General features: G+C 67.9%; 17 protein-coding genes and 1 tRNA gene. 12 read left to right on the top strand and 6 right to left on the bottom strand.

The features are described 5' to 3' along the window. Positions 1 to 105: 105 nt before the first annotated feature. Entirely contained in the window at positions 106 to 1,266 is a 1,161-nt protein-coding gene (locus tag A8G18_RS04565) for a GIY-YIG nuclease family protein (protein WP_064062890.1), read from the bottom strand. Positions 1,267 to 1,378: 112 nt separating this feature from the next. On the opposite strand from A8G18_RS04565, the gene A8G18_RS04560 reads away from it, so the two are divergent. Both A8G18_RS04560 and A8G18_RS04555 read left to right on the top strand, forming a co-directional pair. Beyond that, a complete protein-coding gene (locus tag A8G18_RS04560) occupies positions 1,379 to 2,398 on the top strand; it encodes a hypothetical protein (protein WP_064062889.1) in 1,020 nt (339 codons plus the stop codon). A gap of 86 nt (positions 2,399 to 2,484) precedes the next feature. After that, positions 2,485 to 3,084, top strand: coding sequence for a putative glycolipid-binding domain-containing protein (locus tag A8G18_RS04555; RefSeq protein WP_081494020.1), 600 nt, complete (start codon positions 2,485 to 2,487; stop codon positions 3,082 to 3,084). Here A8G18_RS04555 and A8G18_RS04550 read toward each other — a convergent pair. Together A8G18_RS04550 and A8G18_RS04545 are read right to left on the bottom strand one after the other, a co-directional pair. Continuing rightward, positions 3,081 to 4,427 (bottom strand): amidase, encoded by a 1,347-nt coding sequence (locus A8G18_RS04550; protein ID WP_064062888.1) that lies wholly within the window; start codon positions 4,425 to 4,427, stop codon positions 3,081 to 3,083. The two genes, A8G18_RS04555 and A8G18_RS04550, sit on opposite strands and share 4 nt — an antisense overlap. Beyond that, positions 4,415 to 5,377: a prephenate dehydrogenase gene (locus A8G18_RS04545; protein ID WP_425337688.1), complete on the bottom strand. Its 963-nt coding sequence runs from the start codon at positions 5,375 to 5,377 to the stop codon at positions 4,415 to 4,417. Before A8G18_RS04545 ends, A8G18_RS04550 begins: the two co-directional genes overlap by 13 nt. Before the next feature lie 48 nt (positions 5,378 to 5,425). On the opposite strand from A8G18_RS04545, the gene A8G18_RS04540 reads away from it, so the two are divergent. The 5 genes from A8G18_RS04540 (at position 5,426) to A8G18_RS23295 (ending at position 8,664) form a co-directional block, all read left to right on the top strand. Then, entirely contained in the window at positions 5,426 to 5,986 is a 561-nt protein-coding gene (locus A8G18_RS04540; protein ID WP_026002850.1) for a tRNA adenosine deaminase-associated protein, read from the top strand. Then, complete coding sequence (locus A8G18_RS04535) at positions 5,987 to 6,463, top strand: nucleoside deaminase (RefSeq protein WP_064062886.1); 477 nt, start codon at positions 5,987 to 5,989, stop codon at positions 6,461 to 6,463. Positions 6,464 to 6,509: 46 nt separating this feature from the next. After that, positions 6,510 to 6,600: transfer RNA gene (locus tag A8G18_RS04530), tRNA-Ser, on the top strand. A gap of 280 nt (positions 6,601 to 6,880) precedes the next feature. Beyond that, entirely contained in the window at positions 6,881 to 7,624 is a 744-nt protein-coding gene (locus A8G18_RS04525) for a hypothetical protein (protein ID WP_064062885.1), read from the top strand. 221 nt (positions 7,625 to 7,845) lie between these two features. Next, complete coding sequence (locus A8G18_RS23295) at positions 7,846 to 8,664, top strand: alpha/beta hydrolase family protein (protein WP_245207773.1); 819 nt, start codon at positions 7,846 to 7,848, stop codon at positions 8,662 to 8,664. On the opposite strand, the gene A8G18_RS04515 is transcribed toward A8G18_RS23295, so the two are convergent. Beyond that, the gene (locus A8G18_RS04515; RefSeq protein ID WP_064062883.1) at positions 8,606 to 9,403 is read right to left on the bottom strand and encodes an SDR family oxidoreductase; all 798 of its coding nucleotides are present in this window, start codon (positions 9,401 to 9,403) and stop codon (positions 8,606 to 8,608) included. The two genes, A8G18_RS23295 and A8G18_RS04515, sit on opposite strands and share 59 nt — an antisense overlap. Positions 9,404 to 9,463: 60 nt before the next feature. Here A8G18_RS04515 and A8G18_RS04510 point away from each other — a divergent pair, with 60 nt between their 5' ends. Next, the gene (locus A8G18_RS04510) at positions 9,464 to 9,958 is read left to right on the top strand and encodes a metallophosphoesterase family protein (protein ID WP_064062882.1); all 495 of its coding nucleotides are present in this window, start codon (positions 9,464 to 9,466) and stop codon (positions 9,956 to 9,958) included. Between the two features lie 17 nt (positions 9,959 to 9,975). Here A8G18_RS04510 and A8G18_RS04505 read toward each other — a convergent pair whose 3' ends face one another. Further along, positions 9,976 to 10,473, bottom strand: coding sequence for a TetR/AcrR family transcriptional regulator (locus tag A8G18_RS04505; protein ID WP_245207772.1), 498 nt, complete (start codon positions 10,471 to 10,473; stop codon positions 9,976 to 9,978). A 144-nt stretch (positions 10,474 to 10,617) separates the two neighbouring features. Here A8G18_RS04505 and A8G18_RS04500 point away from each other — a divergent pair, with 144 nt between their 5' ends. Together A8G18_RS04500 and A8G18_RS04495 are read left to right on the top strand one after the other, a co-directional pair. Continuing rightward, on the top strand, positions 10,618 to 12,162 hold the full coding sequence (locus tag A8G18_RS04500) for an MFS transporter (protein ID WP_084421486.1): 1,545 nt from the start codon (positions 10,618 to 10,620) through the stop codon (positions 12,160 to 12,162). A gap of 9 nt (positions 12,163 to 12,171) precedes the next feature. Beyond that, entirely contained in the window at positions 12,172 to 12,858 is a 687-nt protein-coding gene (locus tag A8G18_RS04495) for a YceI family protein (RefSeq protein ID WP_064062879.1), read from the top strand. Here A8G18_RS04495 and A8G18_RS04490 read toward each other — a convergent pair. Continuing rightward, positions 12,839 to 13,786: a sterol desaturase family protein gene (locus A8G18_RS04490; protein ID WP_064062878.1), complete on the bottom strand. Its 948-nt coding sequence runs from the start codon at positions 13,784 to 13,786 to the stop codon at positions 12,839 to 12,841. The genes A8G18_RS04495 and A8G18_RS04490 overlap by 20 nt on opposite strands. Before the next feature lie 185 nt (positions 13,787 to 13,971). Between A8G18_RS04490 and A8G18_RS04485 the strand changes: the two genes are divergently transcribed. Then, positions 13,972 to 14,436 (top strand): RrF2 family transcriptional regulator, encoded by a 465-nt coding sequence (locus A8G18_RS04485; protein ID WP_064062877.1) that lies wholly within the window; start codon positions 13,972 to 13,974, stop codon positions 14,434 to 14,436. Between the two features lie 96 nt (positions 14,437 to 14,532). Beyond that, complete coding sequence (locus tag A8G18_RS04480; RefSeq protein ID WP_084421483.1) at positions 14,533 to 15,126, top strand: TetR/AcrR family transcriptional regulator; 594 nt, start codon at positions 14,533 to 14,535, stop codon at positions 15,124 to 15,126. The last annotated feature ends 19 nt before the right edge of the window (positions 15,127 to 15,145 follow it).

Below are 15,145 nucleotides of genomic sequence, written 5' to 3'. Positions count from 1 at the left end.
TGGGTCCCCTTTCGTGTTTCTGTAGCCGGAAGATATGCCGGCCCAACGGTTGCCGACAACCGAAACGGCGCTGCTCCCCGGCTCGGGCCGGGGAGCAGCTCTGTATCAGGAGCGCGATGCCTTCGGACGCGCGACCGGCCGGGGCAGAGCACGCGTCAGACGAGGCGCCCACCCGTGCGACGGCCAGCGCTTGAGACCGAGCCGGTCGGGCGTGACACGAGTATTGACGAACTTTCCCTCGAGCTCGTCGTCGGCTTCCCCGACGAACCGGTAGAGGATCGTGCCGCCGTTCTCTTCGGTGCGAGCGGCCGCCTCCCAGCCTGTGGCGCGGTAGACCGCCCGGACGATGTTGTCGGCAACGACGATGATCGGCAGTCCGTCGATTCCGCGAGCGGCCGAACCCGCCGGCCACGGCTTGGATGCGAGTTCGCGCACCGCCGCGGGGGAGGCCTTCTTCGCCTCGTTGACCCGGAGCACCACGCACGGCGTCGGCAGTTCGGGAGCGGGCGAGGCCGAGTACTGCCGCACGAGTTCGGCGATCGGAATCGCGGTGCGGTCGGCTTCGGATTCCTCGGTGGAGCCCGCCAGATTGGTGAGCACCCATTCGCCGCGGTGTGGTTCGGTCAGTCCGAGTGCCGCGATGACCGCTTCGGCCGTCACGGCGGCGGTGTGGTCGCCGTCCGTCTTGGGGTTCAGGGCGTCGGCGACGACGAAATGCTCCACTGCGTAGCCGGACTCGTAGACGGTTCGGATGCGCCGCAGAGCCGCCTCGGTCTCCGGTGTGGCCAGCGGTGCCTTCTCGCCGGACTCGGCGAGCTTCGAGGTTTCTCCGAGTGCGGTCCACACCAGGGCGAAGATCCGGTTTCCACGTCCGGCACCGATGTAGAAGATGCTGCGGTCGCGCGGGTCGAGCAGGGCGTAGACGTAGGCACCGAGCTGGTCGCAGATATTCTTCGGAAGCAGTTTCGGGCTGGGAGCGCGATCGTCGACGTGGTTCACGAGGGCACGCAGGACGGTCAGGCGCAGCGCTACCGGTACTTTGCCGGCGGACCCGCCGAACAGTTCGCGGTTGGCTACGTCCACGGAACCGAAGGTGCGCCCGATGTGACGACTCAATGCGCCGAGCGCGTGGGTGAACTCCGCAAGTCTCTGGCGTGGATCGTCCGCTGTGTCCGGCAACTCGTTGCTGGTCAGGAACATCTGGATCTCGGGAGATTCCAGCAGAGTTTGGGCAATGTTCGGAGGAACTGTCCACACTGTGCGCATAGAGCGACTCTAGGCCACACAGCACATCGGGGAGCCGCTCCGCGCAGGCGCCGCGCCGCCGGATCCGACGGAGAAACCCGAGGAGAACCCGGGCGGGATAAGCTCGCGAGCCATGACAGCGGTGCTGACCCGTTCCCGTTCTCGGCTGTTGCGGGACACCGCGTCGTCCGCGCAGGTCGAAGCGCTCTTGATCACCGCGGTGGCGACCGTCCTCGTCACGCGTCTGTACCTCCATCTGACGGGCTATCCGCAGGTCGGCGGGTCGGTCCTGCACATCGCGCATGTGCTGTGGGGTGGGCTGCTCATGATCGCCGCGTTGATGGTCTCGATGACCTTCATCGGCCGGGCACCCGATCGCATCGCGGTGATGCTCGGCGGTATCGGCTTCGGTCTGTTCCTGGACGAGGTCGGCAAGTTCGTCACGAAGACCAATGACTACTTCTACCGCCCGTCGGTGGCCATCATGTATGTGGTCGTCGTGTTGTTGCTCGTGGCCAATCGGGCGGTGCATCTCCGTCGTGGCCCCTCGGCCGACGAGTATCTCGCCAACGCGGCGCTCACTGCGACGGACGGGCTCACCCACGGTCTGACACCGACCGATCGCGACCAGGCGCGAGTACAGCTCGAACGCGCTCGGGAGGGTGGGGTCGATACCGAGGTCGTCGAGCATATCGACCTCCTTCTCACTCGGTGCCGGGAGGTGCCGTCGCGTTTCTCGTGGGTGTCGATCCGATTGCCGGATCGTCTGCGGGGCGACCGGAGCGTGCGGGTGGCGGCGGCTCTGCTCACGCTGTTCTCCGCCGGCATTCTCGTCAACGCGGTTGCCACGCTGCAGGAGGATCTCGCCGAGCGGACGAACGACGTGATGACCGTGATCCAGCTCGTCGGCTCCGCCGTCACCGTCCTGCTGTGCGTGGTGGGTTCGGTGGCCCTCTGGCGCCGGCAGAGATGGGCCGTTCGTGCGCTCCGCACGGCCGCGTTGATCACCGTCTTCTTCGTCGACGTCCTGGAGTTTGCCGTGCAGGAGTTCGGAGCTCTGCTCAACGTCGCCGTCGGCGCTGCGGCATTGTCGGTGTTCTCACACCATCTGCGGCAGGCATCCCGCCACGAGGCATTGCCGGACACGGCGTAGCGGTATGGGAATCCTGTCGCGGTCGGGGCCGACGAATCACGGCACCGCCGCCCACGGTGTGCCGTTCGTCGCATAACGTATAGACCGTGAGCATCCCAGCCTCTGACGCCACCGGTTCCGCGTCTACCTGGCCCGCGCTACTCACGTGGCGTGCGGTCGATGTACCTCGGATGGAGTCGGTACGAGTACAGCTCTCCGGCCGCCGCATCAAGGCATCCGGCCGCATCGTGGCTGCGGAGTGCACCGATCATCCGGCATTCAGTGCGTCCTACGACCTGGTGACGGACGAGAACGGTGTCACCCGCAGATTGTCGGTACGCACGACGCTCGCCGCAGGTGAGCGCCACATGTCGCTCACGAGGTCCGAAGAGGGCATCTGGATGTCCGACAACGGCATCAACCATCAGCGGTCCACCTTCGGTGGGGCACTGGATGCGGACGTGGTGTTCAGTCCGTTCTTCAATGCTCTGCCGATCCGCCGGCACGACCTGCAGACCGGAGCCGCCGACGTGGAGGTGCCCGTCGTGTACGTCAACCTCATCGATCTCAGCATCGAGGAGGCCACGGTCGTCTACAGCAGCGCGTCCGACGGAATCCACGTGTTGTCGCCGCGATCGTCGTCGTCGGTGACCGTCGACAAGGACGGCTTCGTCCTCGAATATCGGGGTCTCGCTTCGCGGATCTAAGGCTGTCCCGACGCCTCCACCGCCATGGCCACAGCGAACGCGGCCGATTCGGCGGGGTGGCTGCCGTGCCCGCGGGTACCTCCGGTAAGCCCGACGACCTGGAGTCCGACCGGCGTCGAATCCCCATCGGGGGCCGGCACCGACACGGCCGGAACACCGAGGACACTGAACGGGATGCACATCTGCAGCAGCGGCGCGCGCAACTCCACGGGATCGCTCGTGAGCGGCGCCGAACGTACACCGGTCGTGACGGTGATCAACGCATCGAGCTTGTCCACGCTGCGGAGGCGATGCACGACGTCGTGACGTAGTCGCGTCACCGCTCGGGCCGCCCGGATGTAGTCGTAGGCGGGCCGGTCGCGTTGCGCGGCCAGCAGAGCGGCCGTCGGGGGTTGATAGCGTCCGGGATCGGCCTCGAACCACGCGCGATGCGTCTCGTACGCTTCCGAACCGGTGACCACGGGATACAGCTCGAGCATCTCGTCGGTCTCGGGCAGTTCCACGTCGACGACGCGGGCACCCAGATCGGTGAGGGTGCGACACGCAGTCTCGACCGCGTCGTCGAAGACGGGCGACAGATCCCAGATGCCACCACGCAGCCGTCCGATGCGCAGTTCGGAGACCGGGGTGCGCAGGTGCGCGATGCCGGGAAGGGCGCCCCATGCGAGCGACGAGTCCAGGGCGTCGGTTGTGAGCAGACCGATGTGGTCGAAGGTCGTCGACAGCGGGAACACGCCCTGCTCGGGCAGCGCCCCGAAGCCCGGCTTGAAGCCCACGATCCCGCACAGCGCCGCCGGGGTGCGCACGCTGCAGCCCGTGTCGGTTCCCAGCGCGACGGGCACGATGCCCCGTGCGACCAGCACTGCGGATCCGGACGAGGAACCGCCACTGATCAGATCCGGATCGTGCGGATGCGCGGCTGCCCCGGATGCGTTGACCAATCCGGTGGGTCCGTAGGCGAACTCGTGGAGATGGGTCTTCGCCACCACGATCGCTCCGGCCTCACGGAGTTTCTCGATGATGCGGGCATCGCGCCCGGCCGGCGGTGCGTCGGCGAGGACCGCGCTGCCGCAGCGGGTGGGGAATCCGGCGACGTCGATGTTGTCCTTCACCGCGACCGCGACGCCGTGCAGGGGGCCGATCCAGTTCCCCGCGGCGATCTGTTCGTCGGCGAGGGCCGCGGCTTCGAGGGCAACCTCGTCGTTGCGGGCGGCGACGGCGTTCTCCCAGGGGGTGCCGGTGAGAGCGCCGAGTTCTGCAAGGACCGAGCGGACGTGGTCGGTGGCGGTCGTCTTGCCGGTGGCCAGGGCCGATGCCGTGTCGCGGAGGTTCATCGCGTCCACACTCCACCGCGACGTCCGGCTTCGCGGAATACTGCGATCCAGCCGTCGTCGCCGGGTTGCGTGCCGACGATGGGGTCGCGGCGGCGCTGCTCGTAGCGGGTCCGGGCCTCGTGACCGGCGCGGGTGAGAGCGGAGGTGCTGCGGTCGGCGAGCTGCTCCCGGGCCGTCGTCAGCACGTCGAGGGTTTCGTCGAGTGCGACGAGCAGGGCCTCGGCATTGCCCTCGCACATCGCGTCCACCAGGGGCGGGGCCGTCGCCGCAACCCGCGTGCCGTCTCGGAACGAGCCGGCGGCGAGACCGAGCGCGAGATCACCACCACCGGCGCCCGACAGGGCCAGCGCTTCGGCGAGCAGATGGGGGAGATGGGACACCCGCGCGACCGCCGCGTCGTGTTCCCCGGACTCGGCGGGTACGACGACGGAGCCGCAGTCGAGCGCGAGTTCGGCGACCTGCCGCCACACCTCGGGATCGGTGCCGTCGTCGACGGTGATCACCCACACCGCGTCGCGGAACAGCTCGGCGGTGCCTGCGGTCCATCCGGACTCGGCCGTTCCTGCCATGGGGTGTCCGCCCACGAAACGTCGCGACAGGCCGTGTGCGGCGACGGCAGCGGCCACTTCGGCCTTGACGCTCACCACGTCGGTGAGTGCGACATCGGGTGCATGTTCGGCCACCGCCTCGAGGATGCTGCCCACCGCCGGCATCGGCACCGCGATCACCACCAGGGCGTCGGCGTGGGCTGCGCGACGCAACGTGGCGGTGAGGTCGGTGGAGGCGTCGAAGCCGTCGGCGACAGCAGCATCGACGACCTGCGCGGAGCGGTTGTAGCCCCATGCCTGTCGGCCCGTCGTCGCGGCGGCGCGCAACAGCGAACCACCGATCAGGCCGAGACCGAGGACACAGACGGGCGGGGAGGACACGGCTGAGGACACCTTCTCAGGTTGGCATATCGCGTGCTGGGCTTCATTCACCGGACGCGGCAGACTACCGTTGCGCCCATGGCTGCACAGCGTGTAGGGAACAAGAGCCCTTCCGTTACCCCGAGTGGGAACCCCACGGGGAATTCGAACGACGACCTCGACGGTTTCGCCGTTGCCGTGACGCGTGAGGAGGGTCGTTGGAAGTGCCGGGCGTTGGCCGGTGCTGCACTGACGAGTCTCGACGCTGCGGTGACCGAATTGAGGGAGCTGAGAAGTTCCGGCGCGGTGTTCGGTCTGATCAACGTGGACGACGAATTCTTCGTCATCGTGCGTCCCGCACCGTCGGGAACGAGACTGTTGCTGTCCGACGCGACGATGGCTGTCGACTACGACATCGCCGCCGACGTCCTCGATGCGCTGAACGTCGAGATCCCCGACATCGATCCCGACGAACTCGACGACATCGAACCGTGGGAGGAAGGCGACCTCGGCATCCTCGCCGACATGGGTCTGCCCGAGCCTGTGCTCTCGGTGATCCTGTCGGAGACCGACCTGTACCCCGATGAGCAGCTCGACGAGATCGCGCAGCGACTCGGTTTCGACGACGTCCTGGGTAACACCCTGGACAAGCTCCGTTAGATGGGTCTGCGCGACGACGAGGCACTGATCCGGGTCGCGCTGGAGACCGCCGCTGCCGCGCCCGCCGGTGATGTGCCGGTGGGCGCGGTGGTGTTCGGGCCGGACGGCACCGAGATCGCGAGAGCCGCGAATTCCCGCGAGGCCACCGGAGACCCCACAGCGCACGCCGAAGTGCTCGCCCTGCGCGCGGCAGCACAGGTCTACGGCGACGGATGGCGTCTCGAGGGCGCGACCCTCGCCGTGACTCTCGAGCCCTGCACGATGTGCGCGGGTGCGCTGGTTCTGTCCCGAGTGTCGCGTGTGGTCTTCGGGGCGTGGGAACCGAAGACGGGCGCCGTCGGGTCGCTGTGGGACGTCGTGCGCGATCGGCGTCTCACGCACCGTCCGGAAGTGCGCGGTGGTGTGCTCGAAGCCGAGTGCGCTGCGGTGCTCGAGGAGTTCTTCCGCGAACATCGTGGTCCGGCATCGGAGCTGTGACCAGGGGATTTCGGCTGAGCCGCTTGATCCGGTAAAGTCTTCTAGCGGTGGCGTGTCCGAGCGGCCTAAGGAGCACGCCTCGAAAGCGTGTGACGGGTAACCCCCGTCCGTGGGTTCAAATCCCACCGCCACCGCCAGAGAGCCCCTCACCTGTTCCCACAGGTGAGGGGCTTTTCTCATGTCCGGAACGACGATGGGAGCGACTGCCCGGGCACGCTCGGCGATGTCCGGCTCCGAGGTCGAGGAAAATCCGTTGGCGCTCGCGCCGGCTACTGCTACCTTCAGGGAAGCCGTGCGAGTGAACGAGGAGGTGGTACCCGTGAACGCAGTATCGACGTGGGTGCTCCGACTCGGCGTCACGGTCGGACGATAGGTCGTCCGGGAGCGCCACCAGAGCACTCCCCGAAAGGCACGACCATGCATTTCGAATCCGAGCGGCCTCTCGACGACGGCCGCATCGTCGAACGTGAATTCGTCCTCGACGACATTCCGGGCCTCATGTGGACGCCCGCTTCCGCATCGGCGTCTGCCCCGGTGCCGTTGATCCTGCTCGGCCACCCTCCTCTCGGACTGCGCAGGATGTATCCCCGTCTGGTGGCCCGGGCCGAGCAGGCCGCAGCCGAGGGCTTCGCGACCGCCGTCCTCGAACTCCCCGGAAGCGGCACCCGCCCCCGGTGGCCCGCCGTCGAGCAGGCGCGTATCGACCTGCATCGTGCGATAAAGACGGGCGAGCCGGTGAGCGCCGCGATCGTCGACGCACTCGTCCTCCCGTTGGTCGACAGAGCAGTGCCGGAATGGCAAGCACTCCTGGACGACCTGCTCATGCTGCCCGAGGTCGGCGGCCCCGTCGGATGTTCGGGGGGAGTGATCTCCATCGGTATCCGGTTGGCAGTGGTCGAGCCTCGCATCGTGGCCGCAGGTCTGTACGCGGGGAGCTTCGTTCCTCGCGTGATGTTCGACGAGGCTCGCGAACTCACCGTTCCGGTGCACATGCTGCTGCAGTGGGACGACGAATCGAACGACCGCCGGGCGGCCCTGGACCTGTTCGATGCCATCGGCTCGAAGGAGAAGACACTGCAGGCCAATATGGGCGGGCATACCGGCGTCCCACCGTTCGCAGTCGAGGACGCGTCCAGGTTCTTCGTGCGCCACCTGCGCTGATGCAACCGGCTGCATTCGCACGGGCCTTCCCATAGGTTCGCGCCTGCATGCTCGCAATCGGGAGGGGGAATAGTGGAGCGCGTCTGCTCGACGATGGTCGGACGCGCCGGATCCGACGTCCCACCGGCCGTTCTCGTGCACGGGGTGCCGGCCTGAGGAGACGACGAGACCTAGGGTTCGGTCGGCAGCGGTCCTGGGGCGCGTCACGTCGGCTGATCCTGATGGACCGACGCGGGCATGGCGACTCGCCGGATCTCGACGGGGCCTGTCGCACCGACTACGAGGTGGACGCCGCCGACATCGTCGAACTGCTCGGCGACGGCGCCCACCTCGTCGGGCATTCGTACGATGCGGTCGCAGCGATCCTCGCGGCGGCGGAACGACCGGACCTGGTGCGTTCGCTGTACCTGATCCAGCCCGGGTGCCTGAAGGTTGCGGAGAGCGAACCGGTGGTCGCCGAGAACCTCGCCCGCGCTCGCGGGTCACAGGCGGCGCTCCCGCCCGAGTTCACTGCGGAGGACTATCTGCGTCTCACCACGGAGAGCGTCGGCATGCTACCGGCGGAGGCCACCCCGAAGCGGCTACGTGCAGCGTCGACGTCGATGCGGGAGACGCCGTGCTGGGATGCCGGCATCCCCCTCGAACCGATCGCCGCGGCGCCGTGGCCGAAGCTCGTCGTCGTCGGCGACCGGGCGGGCGCCCCCGACGAATACAAGCGGCTGGCAGGAGATCCGCTGCCATCCGACAACGACGATCGCCGTCCACGGCGATCCCAGGGCAGCACCGTTCACGAGCATGAAGTCCGACGCGCGGCCCGCGCCGATCAGGGCCCACACCTCGGGACGATAGGTCGCTCGGTAACCCCTCGCCGTTCCCGCTCCGAATCGTTCCGCAGGCGGTGTCGTGCGCATCCAGGTCCCACAACTCCGAGTCGACCACCGGTCCGCCTGTGGACGCCGGCGGATGGGTGGCCGGTCGTCGTCAGAGTTCGCGCCAACTCCCGTCGTTCATGTCGTGCCCGTGTGCGGCCATCAGCATGAGGCCGCCGTCGACGGGAATGGAGCGGCCCGTCAGGTACGACGAGCGAGGGGACGCAAGGAACGCGACGACGGACGCGACCTCGTCGACGTGCCCGGGTCGTCCGGTGGGGTTGCCCGGTCGCTCCTCGTGGAAGGCCTCGGATTCGTCCATGCCGGTCATGGGCGTGGAGATCTCACCTGGAGCCACCGAGTTGACCGTGATGCCGTACCGGGCCCATTCCAGCGCCAGACATTGCGTGAGCATGCCGAGTCCGGCCTTCGCCGTGCAGTAGGCGGACGCGCCGAAGCGGGGGATGTGCTCGTGGACGCTCGTGATGTTGACGATCCGGCCGCCTTTACCGGAGTCGATCATGTGCCGCGCGGCGCGCTGTGCACACAGGAACGGGCCGTCGAGGTCGGTGGCGAGCATCTCCCGCCACCGGTCGAAGGACAGGTCGAGTACTTCGTCGCGGTGCCCGGTGCCGGCGTTGTTGACGAGCACTCCGAGACCGCCGAGTTCGCCGGCGAGTTCGTCGATCACGTCGGCGGTGTCCGGTCTGGTCAGGTCCTGCCGGGCCACGAAGCATCGTTGTCCGCGCTGCTCGACCGCGACACGGGTGTCCTCCGCCCCGGCCTCGTCGGTGTGGAAGGTGATGCCGACGTCGAAACCCTCGGCGGCAAGCAGTTCGGCGGTCGCCTTGCCCATGCCGGAGTCGGCGCCGGTGACGATGGCGAGTCTGTCGTGAGCTGGAGTGGTCATGCGTCGTGGTTACCCGTGAGTGCCTGCGGCACACAGTGAACCCACGGCAGACTGAGGGCCATGCGTCTGTTGCTGCTTGCCGATACCCATGTGCCGACGCGCGCCCGCGACCTGCCGTCGCAGGTGTGGGACGAAGTGGATCGCGCAGACGTGGTGATCCACGCGGGCGACTGGATGGACGTGTCGTTGCTCGATGCTCTGGAGGAACGGTCGCAGCTGCTGGTTGCGTGCTGGGGCAACAACGACGGTCCGATCCTGCGGGAACGGTTGCCGGAGGTCGCACGCGTGACCCTCGACGGGGTGCGGGTGGCGGTGGTGCACGAGACCGGGGCGTCGACGGGCCGCGACAAGCGGATGGCCGTCGCCTGTCCCGACACCGACGTTCTCGTCTTCGGTCATTCGCACATTCCCTGGGACACGACGGCACCGAGTGGATTGCGCCTGCTCAACCCGGGTTCGCCCACCGACCGGCGTCGTCAGCCGCACTGCACGTACATGACCGCCACCATCGAGGACGGCACGCTGCGCGACGTCGAACTGCATCGGCTCGGGTGAGGGCGACCTCCCCGAAGTCAGTCGCTCGGGCCGATCAGCTTCCGCACGAGGTCGAGGAGTTCGTCGACGTCCTCGGGCGGCGTCTCGCTCGTCTCGCCCGACATCGCGGCCCCGTAGTAGAGCCCGTCTCCGATGAGCATCACCGCTCGCGCTGCTGCGGGATCGCTGACCTCCTCGGACAGGGCCTCGAACCAGCCCTGGTGGATGCGGCGCAGCGCCTGCTGGGCGCGCGGGTTCGCGGTCTGGCTCAGGCGGGTCAGGGCGACGATGGCCCGGTCGAGCGGAGTGTCGGCGTAGACCGAGGTGCGGATGTAGTACGCCGCGGGTCCTTCCGGGGCCGCATTCATCACCTCCACATCTTCTGCCGCAAGCGCTTCGAGGTGCTCGGCGAGACCCTCGACCAGAGCATCCTTCGACGGGAAGTGGTATAGCAGACCACCTTTCGAGACACCGGCGGTGGCGGCGACGGCCTCGAGGGTCGCGGCGCGCTCGCCTTGCTCGAGCAGGATCGTCACGAAGGCGTCGAGGAGTTTGGCGCGGGCGGCGGGGGGCGGGTGGCACGGCCTGATCGTACGACGTCGTTACTGTACCGTCCAGCTGGTACAGTAACGAGGGTTCGAATCCCCCCTCGCGAAAGTTCGATAATCGTGGCGACATCTGTGCCTGTTTCGGAACCCACCGTGACGAAGGCGGCTGCCCGGGACTGGGTCGCCCTCGCGGTACTGATGCTTCCGGTGCTGCTCGTGTCGGTCGACAACACCGTCCTGGCCTTCGCGCTGCCCGGGATCTCCTCCGCGTTGCAGCCCACCGCCGCGCAACAGCTGTGGATCATCGACATCTACCCGCTGGTGCTCGCAGGTCTGCTGGTGGCGATGGGCAGTCTCGGCGACCGCATCGGGCGACGCCGGCTGTTGCTCGTCGGCGCGACCGGATTCGCCGCCGTCTCGGTCGCGGCGGCCTATGCGCCCTCCGCGGAACTGCTCGTGACGGCACGCGGTGTGCTCGGCTTCTTCGGGGCCATGCTCATGCCGTCCACATTGTCGTTGCTGCGCAACATCTTCCTCGACGCCGCCCAGCGTCGCCTCGCCATCGCGGTCTGGGCCTCGTGCTTCGCGGCGGGAGCTGCACTCGGCCCGATCGTGGGCGGATTCCTGCTCGAACATGCCTGGTGGGGTTCGGTCTTCCTGCTGGCCGTGCCGGTGCTGATCCCGCTGCTGGTGCTCGCGCCGATCTTCGTCCCCGAGTCGAAGGATCCGAACCCGGGCCGCATCGACGTCGTGAGCATCGCACTGTCGTTACTGGCCCTCGCGCCGATCGTCTTCGCCATCAAGAAGATCGCCGACAGTGGCCTCGGTGCCGTCGCCGTCGTTGCGGCCGTGGTCGGTGTGGTGGCGCTCGTCGCGTTCGTGCGCCGGCAGTTGCGGCGCCCGAACCCCATGCTCGACGTCCGCCTGTTCCGTGTTCCCACCTTCTCCGGTGCCGTCGCGGTGAACCTTCTGTCCGTCGTCTCCCTCGTCGGCTTCCTGTTCTTCGTGTCCCAGCATCTGCAACTGGTGATCGGGCAGAGCCCCATGCAGGCCGGCCTGAGTCTGGTTCCGGGACTGGCCGTGATGGTCGTCGCCGGGATGTCGGTGGTCGCGATCGTGCGGTGGGTGCGGCCGTCGTCGATCATCGTCTCGGCGCTGCTGCTCTCGGCGATCGGTTACGCACTGGTCTTCCTGCTCGCCTCGCCGTCGGCGCTCACACCGATCATCGTCGCGTTCGCGGTCCTCGGCGCGGGTATCGGTGCGGCGGAGACGCTGTCGAACGACCTCATCGTGTCGAGCGTTCCGCCCGCGAAGGCCGGTGCCGCGTCGGCGGTGTCGGAGACGGCCTACGAGATGGGTGCCGTGCTCGGTACGGCGATCCTCGGTTCGGTGCTCTCCGCGTCCTACACCGCGCACCTCCTGCTTCCTGCCGGGTTGAGCGCGGAGCAGGCGGAAGCCGCCCGGGAGACGCTCGGCGGCGCCCACGCCGTGGCCGAGACGCTGCCGGCCGACCGGGCCGACGCGCTGCTCGCCGCAGCAGGATCGGCGTTCGACAGCGGAGTCACGATCACCTCCGGGATCGGGGTGGTCCTCATGATCGTCTCCGCCGGAGTCGCGTGGTTCACGTTGCGTCCGCGCCGTGACGTAGCACCTCACACGGAACCCGACATCGTTTAAATTTGCAGGATGCGGAAACTGGTGTGGGCCCTCGTCGCCGTCGTGGTCGTGGCGGTCCTCGGCTTCTTCGTCGCGCCATGGGTATACGGGACTTTCATCGCCGAGGACGACGCACCCGCGGCTTCCGTCTCGACCGAGGGCGCCGAAGCCGCGACCGGCGGGCTCGACGGTGAGTGGACCGTCGTCGCGGGAACCGAACCCAACCGCACCGCCGCGGGGTACACCGTGCACGAGATCCTGCGCGGCGCCGACGTCACCGTGGTGGGCAGCACCGATCAGGTCTCCGGGTCGGCGACAGTCACCGACGGCACCCTCGACGCCGCGGAGGTCGTCGTGCAGGTGGACGGCATCACCACCGACAGCGGTCAGCGCGACGGCCAGTTCCGCACGCGGGTGATGGATACCGCCACCCATCCGACGGCGACGTTCACGCTCACCGAGCCTGTGGATCTCTCGTCCGTGCCCGGCGACGGCAGCATCGGGTCCGTGACCGCGACCGGCACGCTCACCCTCCGCGGTGCGGAACGGCCCGTGACCGTCGACGTCGACGTCCTGCGTACGGGCGAACGCCTCGTGGCGTCGGGAAGCATCCCGGCGACCTGGTCGGACTACGGCGTCGAACCGCCGAACCTCGGATTCGTGACGGTCGACGACGCGGGCAGCGTCGACTTCCTCGTCACGCTCGAGCAGAACTGACGGTCTCGGTCTCCTCCGCGGGCGTCGGCCGCGGCGCCCAGCCGGGCGGGCCGAAGACGTAGCCGAGCCTGTCGCGGAACTTGCCGGCCGTGCGCCAGTCGCGGGCGATCGCACGGTACTCGTGGGTCTGCAGATCCCAGATGTTGTACGTGCCGACGGGCTTGGTCAGGCCGTAGGTCGGGCGGTGTTCCTCGGCCTTGAAGGTGCCGAACATCCGGTCCCAGACGATGAGGATGCCGGCGTAGTTGCGGTCGAGATAGTCGGGGTCGGAGCCGTGATGGACCCGGTGGTGCGAGGGCGTGTTGAACACGAACTCGATCGGGCGGGGGAGCCTGCCGACCCGCTCGGTGTGCACGAAGAACTGGTAGACGAGGCTGACGGAGAAACCGACGAAGACCATCCACGGTGGGATGCCGATCAGGGGCAACGGCAGCCACATGATGATCTCGCCGCTGTTGTTCCACTTCTGGCGCAGGGCCGTCGCGTAGTTGAAGTACTCGCTCGAGTGGTGGGCCTGATGGGTCGCCCAGACCAGGCGGACGCGATGGGCCATCCGGTGGTACCAGTACCAGAGGACATCGATGCCCACGAGCAGGATCACCCACGTGTACCAGGCGTCGGCCGGCAGGTGCCAAGGTGCGACGTAGACCCACAATGCCGCATATCCGACGAGCGCCAGGACCTTCCACGCGGCACTCGTGACGACGGAGACGAGGCCCATCGAGATGCTCGCGCGGGCGTCCCGCTTCTCGTAGCCGCCGCGCGGGGGACGGGTGCGTCCGTCGGGTCCGGGTTCGACGTGTTCGAGGGTGCGCGCGGCGACCCACTCGAGAATCAGGAAGGTGAGGAAGGCGGGAATCGCCAGAGTCACCGGATCGTGGAGAGGGTCGAGCAGCGACCCCCACGATTCCTGCAAGGTTTCCCACATCGCAACGGCCTCCGATAGCTGTGAACAACCGTCCACATTACCGCCGCTGTGGCATGGATCACCAGGGGCGTGGAACGGCGACTCGCACCCGCGCGATGCCGGGCGGTTCGGTATTGCTGGTAGGAATTGACCGTCCCCGTCGAGACGGGCACGCCGAGGACATCAGGCAGCGCGAGAGGCATGGCATGCACATCACCGCGAGGGTCGACTACGCCGTGCGGACCCTCCTCGAACTCGCGGCGATCGAGGGCGGTCGCCTGACGAAGGCGGAGACCCTCGCGACGGCGCAGAACATCCCGCACAAGTTCCTCGAGGCGGTGCTCGCCGATCTGCGGCGGGGCGGGCTGGTGAACAGCAGGCGGGGACCCGAGGGTGGTTATTCGCTCGCGCGGCCCGCGACCGAGATCTCCATCGCCGACATCATCCGCACGGTCGAGGGCCCGCTCGCGTCGGTGCGCGGCGAGCGGCCCGAGGATGTCGCCTACAGCGGGGCGGCCGAGCGGTTGCAGGACGTGTGGATCGCAGTGCGTGTGAACCTGCGCGCCGTGCTCGAAGAGGTATCGCTCGCGGACGTCGTCACGGGCGGCCTCCCCGGGTTCGTGGAGGATCTCACGAAGGATCCGGGCGCCTGGGAGCGTCGCCGGGTGTGAAGCCCGCAATAGAGCGGAATCGCCTGTGGGCGATGTCATAACTTTGCACGACTCTGCAAACTTACAGAGCTCTGCAAAATCGGTACCGTGGATGGAGTGACCATCACTCCCGGCCTGCGCGACCGCAAGAAGGCAGCCACTCGTGCGGCTCTCGCGACCGCCGCGGCCGAACTCGCCCGTGAGCACGGTCTGTCCGCCGTGACGGCCGACGCGATCGCCGCGCGCGCGGGTGTCTCGACCCGCACCTTCCACAACTACTTCGCGAGCAAGGAAGACGCCGTCCTCGCGTACCTCGAGACCAGGGTCGAGGAGTGGATCGATCTGCTGCGCGATCGTCCCGCCGACGAGGACATCATGGACTCGTTGCTGACGGTGGCCCTGGACGTCGTGCAGAACGCCGATTGGCCGTTCGACGAGATCGTCGCATGCATCACCCTGCTCGAGGAGAGCAACGTGCTGTTGTCCCGGCAGATCGAGGTCGAGCGCCGCTCGTCGCAGTTGCTCGTCGAGATCATCGCCGAGCGCACCGGCACCGACCCCGCCTCGGACCTGTATCCCTCGCTGCTGAACTACGCCGCCATGGGTGCCGTGCGGGCAGCCATGGAGACGCATGCGACCGGGACGGCGGACCGGTCGGTCGAAGAACTCATCCGCGAGGCGTTCGACCGGCTCCGACGTGGTTTTCCGTAGCGGTGGTCTTCTCTGACCC

The sequence above is a fragment of the Rhodococcus gordoniae genome, from assembly GCF_001646655.1.
GTDB classification, from domain to species: Bacteria; Actinomycetota; Actinomycetes; order Mycobacteriales; family Mycobacteriaceae; genus Rhodococcus; species Rhodococcus gordoniae.
This window is presented reverse-complemented; position numbering and strand designations above follow the sequence as displayed.